Raw genomic sequence first — 10,684 nt, forward strand, 5'->3', positions numbered from 1 at the left:
GAGCTAATCTTGATTAATTCGTGGGCGATTTTCTCCTTTAATGAATTTTTACCGCGTTATCTGCTGTATTTTTCTTAAAAGGGAGTTTTTGCCTGCTTTGGCTCTTGAGAAGCGCAACAAAGGTGGCTAGAATTGCGCCTGTCTTTGGGGAGTAGCTTACCTGATGAAGTTTCTGTTTCATCTGGTTCGTCCGTCAACATAATTGGTGCAAAATCACCATGGCGTTCGAGACTTGAAGCCTTTCAAGTTTAGCAAGACCTTAGACAAATCATCACGAACCGGGGTAGGGGCGTGAGGTTTGTCTTCGGTTAAAAATAATAATCCCTGCCCCAATGAGCATGTCGTGAGCGTTTTAGCTATTTCAATTACTACTGTAGCGTTAGCAGAAATTGGCGATAAGACCCAATTGCTATCTCTATTACTTGCCAGTCGTTACCGCAAACCAATCCCAATTATTGCAGCAATCTTTTTGGCAACCATTGCCAACCACGCTTTGGCTGCATGGTTAGGTGTGGTTGTCGCTGACTATTTATCACCTGATATTTTAAAGTGGGTGCTGGTGGTCAGTTTTGTTGCCATGGCCGCTTGGGTTCTGATCCCAGACAAACTGGATGATGACGAGCAGATTTCTAATCGAGGCCCATTTATTGCCAGCTTTATCGCGTTCTTCGTTGCGGAGATAGGCGATAAAACTCAGATCGCCACTTCCATCTTAGGGGCGCAATACGCGGATGCGTTAAGTTTGGTGATTATCGGTACCACAATCGGTATGCTGCTGGCGAATGTTCCTGTGGTCCTGATTGGTAAATTGTCGGCCGACAAGATGCCTTTAGGACTAATCCGTAAAATCACCGCATTTTTGTTTATTGCTCTGGCAATAGGGGCTGCACTGTTCTGATTTTTTGCACGTGAAATGATGTGAGTTATCAATCATTAGTGGCGTGCTGCGCGAGTTCAAACTCTGACTCAAAATCGTTCCGTTGCGTGACGGATGACATATAAGTGTCATACTTGTCATGGTAGTTTTATGGTGTGAATGATAGCGAGAGGGCAAGTTTATGCTTACACGTTACATGGGGATGTCCCCGAAGAGTCAGAGTTATTTATTCACTTTTGGTTTAGCGCTGTGTTTACTAGCGATGGTGCTAACTGATATGTGGTTACCGATTGTAGCAGGATCGTTCGTTCTTACTGGATTGACAGTAGAAGCGTGGATTCGTGTCGCTCACATCATTCCTATGCATGAAGAGATGCGGGCAATGAAGAAACAACTTAACAAGCTCCAATCAGAAGTTCGCACACTCGAATACGACGAATAAACAAACGGCAGCCAATATAGGCTGCCGTTTTTAGTTCGACCAGGTTATTCCAATCCTTTCTTGATCAGGTACTGATACGGAACTTGCTCCGTTTGTGCCGCAACTAATTGATGGTCCATAAAGCGGCAGAAACTCGGAATGTCTCGAGTCGTGGATGGATCGTCTGCTTTGACCAGCAAAATCTCACCATCTTGCATGTTGCGAATTGTCTTCCTGACCATCATCACTGGCTCTGGGCAGCGCAGTCCTTCCGCCTCTAATGTCTTTGTTGCCAGTTCAGGATTAAAGCTCATAGTGTGATTCTCGTAACTAACTTAGCGGTGAATTCTACGTTCGTTGAAAAAATATTCAATAACCACTTGGCAAACGGAATTTTTTGTTTTACCTTAAATTAACAATTTGGTAACAACTGGCAAAGGAGAGGCAATGTTAACAGCGTTAGACAGACTTACGATTTACTCCGTACTTTGTTTTATCTCGTTTTGTGCTTTGGTACTCAGAACGCCAGCTGACACCTCTTTGATGCCTCTTGTAGGCATGGTTGCCACTATTATTGGGATTTGGATCGAGATGCGCAAATGGTCAGGTGCATCTGAGCAAGAAAATTAGCGCTTTTTGCTTCGATCAGAATACTTTAATAACGCTCACCTATTTTTACCGACACTTCATTCCGACACTATCCCCATTTTTCTTGGGCTTCCCCGCTGAAAGGCGGGATTTTTTTTGCCTGAAGAGTACAATTTACCCAAACACATACAAAATAAGTGGCTAATTCGTGGAACTGGAAGACATCTATCGCCGAGATTTAAATTTACTGGTTGCGTTGCGAGTACTGATAGAAGAAAACAGTGTCAGTAAGGCGGCAACACGTCTAAATTTGAGTCAATCGGCAATGAGTCGTGTGCTTGGTCGTCTGCGCGACTTATTGGGAGACCCGCTGTTTACTCGTCAGGGGCAGCATTTGATCCCAACTCAGAAAGCGTTAGAGATCGATCGCTCATTAGGCGAGCCCTTAGAGTCTTTACGTCAGTTGTTATCTCCGGTTGAGTTTGACCCATTGCAATGCGTACAGACTTTCAACATCGTGACCACCGACTATGCCATGCAAACGATCTTACCGTTCGCTTTGCCGAGAATTTACCAAGAAGCGCCAAACGTGTCTTTTAACTTCTTACCACTGCAACACGACCGTTTATCAGATCAGCTCACTTATGAAGGTGCAGACTTAGCGATTTGTCGCCCGACAGGTCCGGTGGAGCCGCTACGCAGTGAAGTGTTGGGGCGAGTGGGGGTGCTGTGTATGCTTTCAAAACAGCATCCATTAGCGGATAAAGAAATGAGCTTGGATGATTATCTGAGTCATCCACATGCCATGATCGCCATCAGTGATGGTGTTAAGGCACTGATCGAACAAGCTTTGATGGAGAAACCTAAGCGTAAAATGGTTCTGCGGGCTTATCATTTAGAAGCCGCATTGGCGATCATGGATACCTTGCCAATTATCATCACAGTGCCAGCGGACTTGGCGTATCTGGTTGCCGAGCGTTATGACTTGGTGGTGAAACCGTTACCATTCCAATTCACGCCGTTTGAATACTCGATGATTTGGCATGCGCGTTGCGAGCATTCTCCTGCTCAAGAATGGTTAAGAACGATTGTGCGTGAAGAGTGTAGCCGTCTGATAGCTAAACGTATCGAAGATATGGGGCTGAACTGCTAACAAAAAAGAGCCAGCAATGCCGGCTCTTCGTCTGTTTACGCTGAGTCAGTGTTTATAGCTTGATAACCACACGACCTGTTACTTGACCGTTAGTGATGTCTTCTGCGTATTTTGGTGCTTCTGCTAGTTCTACTTCAGTACACGCTTGCTCGAAATAGCTGTCTGGTAGTAGTTCAACCAGTTTTTCCCATGCTGCGATGCGTTTCTCTGTTGGACACATTACTGAGTCCACACCTTGTAGACGAACGTTACGTAGGATGAACGGCATCACTGTCGTTGGTAGATCAAAACCACCTGCAAGACCACAAGCGGCGACTGCACTGCTGTAATCCATTTGCGCCAGTACTTTTGCTAGTACTTTGCTGCCGACGGTATCTACCGCACCTGCCCATACTTGCTTTTCAAGTGGACGTGCTGGTTCTTCAAATTCAGTGCGGTCGATGATGCGGCTAGCACCAAGTTTTTCTAGTAGTGGGCCGTTTTTCTCTACACGACCTGTCACTGCAGCAACTTTGTAGCCAAGCTGTGCTAGAAGCGTTACGGCTACTGAGCCTACACCGCCACTTGCGCCCGTTACTAGGATTTCACCAGCTTCAGGTTTGATGCCTGCATCAAGCAGTGCTTGAACACATAGCATACCAGTTAAGCCAGCAGTACCAACCATCATTGCTTTCTTGCTGTCTAGACCTTTTGGTAGTGGCACTAGCCAATCCGCTTTTAGACGAGCACGTTGAGCCATGCCACCCCAATGGTTTTCACCCACGCCCCAGCCAGTTAAGACCACTTTGTCACCAGCTTGGTAACGCGAATCTTCAGAACTTACAACCGTACCCGCTAGATCAATGCCAGGTACCATCGGGAAGTTACGGATGATTTTACCTTTACCTGTGATCGCCAAACCATCTTTGTAATTCAACGATGAGTAATCGACTTCAACCAGAACGTCACCTTCCGGCAGTTGTGTTTCATCGATTTGCTCGATACTAGCGATAGTGCGTTTGTCTTCTTGGTTTAGAACTAGAGCATTAAACATAAGGTTCTCCGAAATTGCGTTAGCGTGACTCAGTTGCCACATACAGCAAGATATTAACTGTCTACAAGTCTATGTCTTCTCTATCTATGAATAAAATGAAAGTTACTCATTTAATGTATGCTTTGTATGCATATTTACTGTGTTTGGCGTAAAACAAAGGGCGACATCTGATGTCGCCCTTAAGTGTAATACTAAATTATTTTAGTATTTATTCATTTCATTCTGGTTGTTGAGTAGATCACTACGACCATCGTCGTTTTGAGCCTACTTCACTCCCAGCGTTAAGGCCTCTCAAATACGGTCGCTATACCCTGACCCAAACCGATACACATGGTGGCCAGACCGTATTTCGCGTCTTTCGCTTCCATTAGGTTGATCAACGTTGTTGAGATGCGTGAACCAGAACAGCCTAGTGGATGACCCAATGCTATCGCACCACCGTTAAGGTTGACCTTCTCATCCATCACATCAAGCAGACCTAAGTCTTTAGCACATGGCAGAGATTGCGCTGCAAATGCTTCATTTAGCTCAACCACATCCATGTCTTCAATTGAAAGACCAGCACGCTTGAGCGCTTTTTGCGTCGCCGGTACCGGACCGTAACCCATGATGGATGGATCGCAACCTGCGATCGCCATGCCCTTAATACGTGCGCGAATTTTCAAGCCAAGCTCATTGGCTTTCTCTTCGCTCATGATCAACATCGCTGATGCACCATCGGACAGCGCCGATGAAGTACCGGCTGTTACTGTACCGTTTGCAGGGTCGAACACTGGGCGAAGTTGAGATAGACCTTCAACGGATGTTTCAGGGCGAATCACTTCGTCGTAATCCAGAGTGAACAGTGTGCCGTCTGCTGCGTGGCCTTCAATTGGTAGAATTTCGTTTTTAAAACGACCCTCTACGGTTGCTGCGTGCGCACGAGCGTGAGAGCGAGCGGCAAACTCGTCTTGTTGCTCACGGCTAATGCCATGTAATTTACCAAGCATTTCAGCCGTTAAGCCCATCATGCCCGCAGCTTTTGCTACGTTCTTTGACATACCTGGGTGAAAGTCTACACCGTGGTTCATTGGCACATGCCCCATGTGCTCAACGCCACCAATTAGGCAGATTTCAGCATCGCCAGTCATGATGGCACGTGTACCGTCGTGAAGCGCTTGCATTGATGAACCACACAAGCGGTTAACCGTCACGGCGCCAATTTCAATCGGCAGGCCCGCGAGTAGCGCGGCATTACGTGCAACGTTAAAGCCTTGCTCTAGTGTTTGCTGTACACAGCCCCAGTAGATGTCTTCAATCTCGCTTGGGTTCACTTTTGGGTTACGCGCAAGAATGCCTTTCATTAGGCGCGCAGATAGATCTTCTGCTCGTGTATGACGGAAAGCACCACCTTTAGAGCGACCCATTGGAGTACGTAGACAATCGACTACGACAACATTTCTTGTTTGATTAGTCATTTTAGAATCCCTCCTTAGATAGAACCTTGCTGTTGTGCACCGTAAAAGCTTTCACCTTTCGCCGCCATATCAATCAGCATTTGCGGTACTTGGTACATCGCACCTAGCTCGGCGTGTTGTTTTGCCATTTCAACGTATTCAGCAATACCCACGCTGTCTAGATAGCGGAATACGCCACCGCGGAATGGAGGGAAACCAAGACCATAAACCAATGCCATATCTGCTTCCTGCGGAGTCGCGATGATGCCTTCTTGTAGGCACAGCACCACTTCGTTAATCATTGGAATCATCATACGTTGAATGATGGTCTGATCGTCAAAGTCCTGCTTATCGGCACAAACGTCAGCAAGTACCGGTAAGATCGCTTCGGAGAAGGTTTTCTTCGGCTTACCTTTTTTATCTATGGTGTAGCTGTAGAAGCCATTACCATTTTTCTGACCATATTTGTCTGCTTCGAACAGTGCATCAATCGCATCACGACCTTGTTTACCCATACGCTCAGGGAAACCGTCAGCCATCACAGCTTGTGCGTGGTGCGCGGTATCAATGCCGACTACGTCAAGCAAGTACGCCGGTCCCATCGGCCAGCCAAACTTACGCTCCATGACTTTGTCGATTTTCGTAAAGTCAGCACCATCACGAAGTAGCATGCTGAAGCCGCCAAAGTATGGGAACAATACGCGGTTAACGAAGAACCCTGGGCAGTCATTAACGACAATTGGTGATTTGCCCATTTTCGCAGCATACGCCACAACACGATTGATGGTTTCATCAGAGGTGTGCTCACCACGGATGATCTCAACAAGAGGCATACGATGCACTGGGTTGAAGAAGTGCATACCACAGAAGTTTTCTGGGCGTTTTAGTGATTTTGCCAATAGGTTGATAGGAATCGTCGAGGTGTTTGAGGTGATAACGGTGTCGTCACCGACATGGGATTCAACTTCACTTAAAACTGCTGCTTTTACTTTCGGGTTTTCAACGACAGCTTCAACAATCACATCAGAGTTTTCAATACCTGCGTAATGTAAGCTCGGTGTGATTGACGCTAAAATACCCGCCATCTTAAAGCCATCAATGCGACCGCGAGATAAGCGTTTATTCAGCAGCTTAGATGCTTCAGTCATGCCTAGGTCGAGCGACGCTTGTGCGATGTCTTTCATCAAGACTGGCACACCTTTTAGCGCTGATTGGTAAGCAATGCCGCCACCCATGATACCAGCACCTAATACGGCTGCACGTTGCGTGTCTTTACTTGCTGACTTCGCTGCTTTTTTCGCAATGCCTTTGATGTATTGATCATTAAGGAATAGGCCAACGAGTGATTTTGCTTCTTCCGATTTAGCCAATTTCACGAAGTGCTTACGTTCAATGTCTAACGCTTCATTACGTGCAAAGCGAGCACCTTCTTCAATCGTGATAACGGCTGTCATTGGGGCAGGGTAGTGAGGACCTGCTTTTTGTGCCACCAGACCCTTCGCCATGGTGAAGCTCATCATTGATTCAAGCTTACTCAGCGTTAGCGGAGATGTTTTCTGTGCTCGGCGTGCTTGCCAGTCAAGTTTCTCGTTAATTGCAGAGTTAAGAGTTTGTAGTGCTGATTCGTATAAAGCATCAGTCTCTACAACAGCATCGAGTAAGCCAATTTTCAATGCTTCATCAGCTCGGCATGCTTTACCTTGGGTGATGATTTCCATTGCGCTGTCTGCGCCAATAACGCGAGGCAAGCGTACACAACCACCAAAGCCAGGCATGATTCCCAGTTTCGTTTCTGGTAGGCCGATGCTGGTGGTTTTGTCACCAATACGCATGTCTGTTGCTAGCACACATTCACAACCGCCACCAAGAGCGTGGCCTTTGATCACTGAGATGGTCGGAACGGGTAAGTCTTCTAATTTGTTAAAGATGCTATTAGCAAATTGCAGCCATTGGTCGAGCTCGGCATCCGTTTTAGCAAACAGGCCTAAAAACTCGGTAATGTCTGCGCCTACAATGAATGCGTCTTTATCTGAAGTGAGCAACAACCCCTTGAGGCCTTGATGGGCAATGAGCGCATCAAGAGCTTTATCTAGCGATTCCAATGTCGCTAGGTCGAGTTTGTTGACGGATTTTGGAGAGCAGAAGGTTAGCTCTGCAATACCATCTTGTATTTCCTTTACCTGTAGGGTTTCGGCTTGGTAAATCATTGTCTATCTCCATGACATACAATCGTGGATTGTCTGTATACCTATTTCAACGACGCCGTGTACCTCGGCAAATAGGTATCGAGGAAGTCGTTTTATTTTTGTTCTGGTTTGACCAGTAAAGTTAGTTTGGATCGTGGATTGTTTAATTTCAATACATTTTTTAAACAAGTGTTTAACATTGTGCGCTGTGGCAGATCTTATGCGACGGGTAAATCACACTCGTGATAGACTTCAGGCAAATAGACCTGAATCCATAATCCTATGAATGACAAGCCTTATCTGATTCCAGCAGAGCCCGCTCAATTTGAAGAAGAAATTAAAAAGAGCGTCTTCATTACTTATTTGGCACACACGCCAAGTATCGAAGCTGCAAAAGCATTTGTTGATCAAATCAAAGCTAAACACGCTGATGCCAGACATAACTGTTGGGGCTTTGTTGCAGGTCGCCCGGAAGATTCAATGAAATGGGGCTTTAGTGATGATGGGGAGCCGTCCGGAACTGCAGGCAAACCGATCTTGGCGCAGCTGTCTGGCTCTGGGGTGGGGGAGATCACGGCAGTGGTCACGCGATACTCTGGTGGAATCAAGTTAGGTACAGGCGGCTTGGTTAAAGCGTATGGGGGTGGGGTACAACAAGCGCTCAAGCTGCTTCAAACTATTGAGAAAAAAATAACCACAAAGCTCAGACTAACGTTAGACTATGGGTTTATGCCGATCGCACAGTCAATCATGCCGCAATTTGGTGCGATAGAAGTCGAGGCTGAATACAGCGATCAGGTGGTATTAGTGGTGGAAATTGAGCTTCGAGAAGTGAGCGCGTTTACCCAAGCAATCATCAATAAAAGCGGGGCAAAGGCAATTGTCACTCCGCTAGACGGACAATAATGAAAAACAGGAAGCAACAGGGACAGCTTCGCTAGTCAATTTATCCATGCAATTTCGTTCAATTATTCGAATCGTCGGGCTACTGCTCGCACTCTTTAGTGTCACTATGCTTGCGCCAGCACTCGTTGCGCTGATCTATCGAGATGGTGCAGGTGTGCCTTTTGTCACGACATTTTTTGTTCTGCTGTTTTGTGGGGCCGTTTGTTGGTACCCAAACCGCAGGTATAAGCACGAGCTTAAAGCTCGAGATGGCTTTCTTATTGTCGTTCTGTTCTGGACAGTACTTGGCAGCGCAGGATCGATCCCCTTTCTAATAGCTGACAACCCGAACGTCTCAGTGACAGATGCGTTTTTTGAATCGTTTTCTGCTCTCACGACGACCGGGGCGACCGTTATTGTTGGTTTGGATGAGTTACCTAAAGCAATTCTATTCTATCGACAGTTACTGCAGTGGTTCGGCGGTATGGGGATCATCGTATTAGCGGTGGCGATTTTGCCAGTACTTGGCATCGGTGGTATGCAGCTTTACCGCGCCGAGATCCCTGGCCCAGTAAAGGACACTAAAGTGACGCCGCGCATAGCAGAAACTGCTAAGGCGCTTTGGTACATCTATTTGAGCCTGACTATCGCCTGTGCATCGGCTTTTTGGTTAGCTGGTATGACGCCATTTGACGCCATCAGTCACAGCTTTTCCACCATTGCCATTGGTGGCTTCTCTACCCACGATGCCAGCATCGGATACTTTGATAGTTACGCGATTAACCTGATTACCGTGGTTTTTCTGCTTATATCTGCATGTAACTACACGCTGCACTTTGCTGCATTTGCATCAGGTGGCGTACATCCCAAGTATTACTGGAAAGATCCTGAGTTTCGCGCCTTCTTGTTTATTCAAGTGCTGCTATTTATCATTTGCTTTCTATTATTACTGAAACATCACTCTTACACATCGACATACGATGCTTTCGATCAGGCTCTGTTCCAAACCGTATCAATATCCACAACAGCGGGCTTTACGACAACAGGTTTTGCGGATTGGCCGCTCTTCTTACCTGTGCTGTTATTGTTCTCTTCCTTTATAGGTGGTTGTGCTGGTTCAACAGGCGGCGGCATGAAAGTGATCCGTATCCTGCTTCTTACCTTACAAGGTGCGCGTGAACTAAAACGTTTAGTCCATCCACGCGCGGTTTACACCATCAAAGTAGGTGGCAGTGCCCTACCGCAACGTGTTGTCGATGCGGTTTGGGGTTTCTTCTCCGCGTACGCATTGGTATTTGTGGTTTGTATGTTGGGCTTGATTGCTACAGGGATGGACGAGCTCAGTGCATTCTCTGCGGTGGCTGCGACTCTGAACAACCTCGGTCCTGGCTTGGGAGAAGTGGCGCTTCACTTTGGTGATGTTAACGACAAAGCAAAATGGGTATTGATAGTTTCTATGCTGTTTGGTCGTTTGGAAATCTTTACCTTACTTATTCTACTTACGCCGACGTTTTGGCGTAGCTAAGGGGAAATCGTGGCAAAAGCATTATTTCTATACTCTTCCCGCGAAGGGCAGACTAAAAAAATTCTTCACTATATAGATGAACAACTTCCAGACTTCGATTGTGAGCTGGTGGATTTACATAATGTCGAGACGATTGACTTCAGCCAATACGACAGAGTGTTGATAGGCGCCTCTATTCGCTATGGCCATCTTAATAAAAAGCTATACCAGTTTATTGAGCGAAACCTCAATCAATTGGAGCAAAATAAAGTGGCATTTTTCTGCGTAAACCTAACCGCTCGTAAAGAGGACCAAGGAAAGGATACTCCTGAAGGTAGTGCCTACATTCGCAAGTTCCTAATTAAGTCGCCTTGGAAACCAACGTTAATCGGTGTTTTTGCTGGTGCACTTTATTACCCACGTTACGGCTGGTTCGACAGAACTATGATTAGGTTCATTATGTCGATGACAGGTGGCGAAACCGATACGACCAAAGATGTAGAGTACACCAATTGGGAAAAAGTGGCTCTTTTCGCAGATAAATTCAGAGAACTGTAGAAATAACGTGCTCTTTTGACCGCTTTTGATGCAAATTTATCCG

The 10,684-nt window shown here is 46.3% G+C and carries 12 protein-coding genes; 7 read left to right on the top strand and 5 right to left on the bottom strand.

Going from position 1 to position 10,684, the window contains the following annotated elements:
• Positions 1-37: 37 nt before the first annotated feature.
• Entirely contained in the window at positions 38-181 is a 144-nt protein-coding gene (locus tag CAG69_RS22345; protein WP_012841258.1) for a hypothetical protein, read from the bottom strand.
• 162 nt (positions 182-343) lie between these two features.
• On the opposite strand from CAG69_RS22345, the gene CAG69_RS18775 reads away from it, so the two are divergent.
• Entirely contained in the window at positions 344-898 is a 555-nt protein-coding gene (locus CAG69_RS18775) for a TMEM165/GDT1 family protein (RefSeq protein WP_161445631.1), read from the top strand.
• A 160-nt stretch (positions 899-1,058) separates the two neighbouring features.
• Complete coding sequence (locus tag CAG69_RS18780; protein ID WP_005378878.1) at positions 1,059-1,319, top strand: hypothetical protein; 261 nt, start codon at positions 1,059-1,061, stop codon at positions 1,317-1,319.
• 44 nt (positions 1,320-1,363) lie between these two features.
• On the opposite strand, the gene tusA is transcribed toward CAG69_RS18780, so the two are convergent.
• Complete coding sequence (gene tusA, locus CAG69_RS18785; protein ID WP_104969977.1) at positions 1,364-1,612, bottom strand: sulfurtransferase TusA; 249 nt, start codon at positions 1,610-1,612, stop codon at positions 1,364-1,366.
• Between the two features lie 133 nt (positions 1,613-1,745).
• On the opposite strand from tusA, the gene CAG69_RS18790 reads away from it, so the two are divergent.
• The gene (locus tag CAG69_RS18790; protein ID WP_005394131.1) at positions 1,746-1,928 is read left to right on the top strand and encodes a hypothetical protein; all 183 of its coding nucleotides are present in this window, start codon (positions 1,746-1,748) and stop codon (positions 1,926-1,928) included.
• 166 nt (positions 1,929-2,094) lie between these two features.
• Positions 2,095-3,039, top strand: a complete 945-nt coding sequence (locus CAG69_RS18795; protein ID WP_005378881.1) for a LysR family transcriptional regulator — start codon at positions 2,095-2,097, stop codon at positions 3,037-3,039.
• A 52-nt stretch (positions 3,040-3,091) separates the two neighbouring features.
• On the opposite strand, the gene acuI is transcribed toward CAG69_RS18795, so the two are convergent.
• The 3 genes from acuI to fadB all read right to left on the bottom strand — a co-directional run bounded on the left by acuI (position 3,092) and on the right by fadB (position 7,715).
• Positions 3,092-4,072: an acrylyl-CoA reductase (NADPH) gene (acuI, locus tag CAG69_RS18800; RefSeq protein WP_161445633.1), complete on the bottom strand. Its 981-nt coding sequence runs from the start codon at positions 4,070-4,072 to the stop codon at positions 3,092-3,094.
• Between the two features lie 281 nt (positions 4,073-4,353).
• Positions 4,354-5,529, bottom strand: a complete 1,176-nt coding sequence (gene fadA / locus CAG69_RS18805) for an acetyl-CoA C-acyltransferase FadA (RefSeq protein WP_161445634.1) — start codon at positions 5,527-5,529, stop codon at positions 4,354-4,356.
• A 14-nt stretch (positions 5,530-5,543) separates the two neighbouring features.
• Positions 5,544-7,715, bottom strand: a complete 2,172-nt coding sequence (gene fadB / locus CAG69_RS18810) for a fatty acid oxidation complex subunit alpha FadB (RefSeq protein WP_161445636.1) — start codon at positions 7,713-7,715, stop codon at positions 5,544-5,546.
• A gap of 261 nt (positions 7,716-7,976) precedes the next feature.
• Between fadB and CAG69_RS18815 the strand changes: the two genes are divergently transcribed.
• Genes CAG69_RS18815 through hemG form a run of 3 tightly spaced genes read left to right on the top strand, consistent with a single transcriptional unit; the run spans position 7,977 to position 10,641 of the window.
• A complete protein-coding gene (locus CAG69_RS18815; protein ID WP_005378891.1) occupies positions 7,977-8,600 on the top strand; it encodes a YigZ family protein in 624 nt (207 codons plus the stop codon).
• 46 nt (positions 8,601-8,646) lie between these two features.
• Positions 8,647-10,104, top strand: coding sequence for a TrkH family potassium uptake protein (locus CAG69_RS18820; RefSeq protein ID WP_005378893.1), 1,458 nt, complete (start codon positions 8,647-8,649; stop codon positions 10,102-10,104).
• A gap of 9 nt (positions 10,105-10,113) precedes the next feature.
• Positions 10,114-10,641: a menaquinone-dependent protoporphyrinogen IX dehydrogenase gene (hemG, locus tag CAG69_RS18825; protein ID WP_161445638.1), complete on the top strand. Its 528-nt coding sequence runs from the start codon at positions 10,114-10,116 to the stop codon at positions 10,639-10,641.
• Positions 10,642-10,684: the final 43 nt, after the last annotated feature.

Origin of the sequence: Vibrio sp. V43_P6S15P86 (assembly GCF_009904725.1) — a bacterium.
In the GTDB taxonomy this organism is placed as follows: domain Bacteria; phylum Pseudomonadota; class Gammaproteobacteria; order Enterobacterales; family Vibrionaceae; genus Vibrio; species Vibrio diabolicus.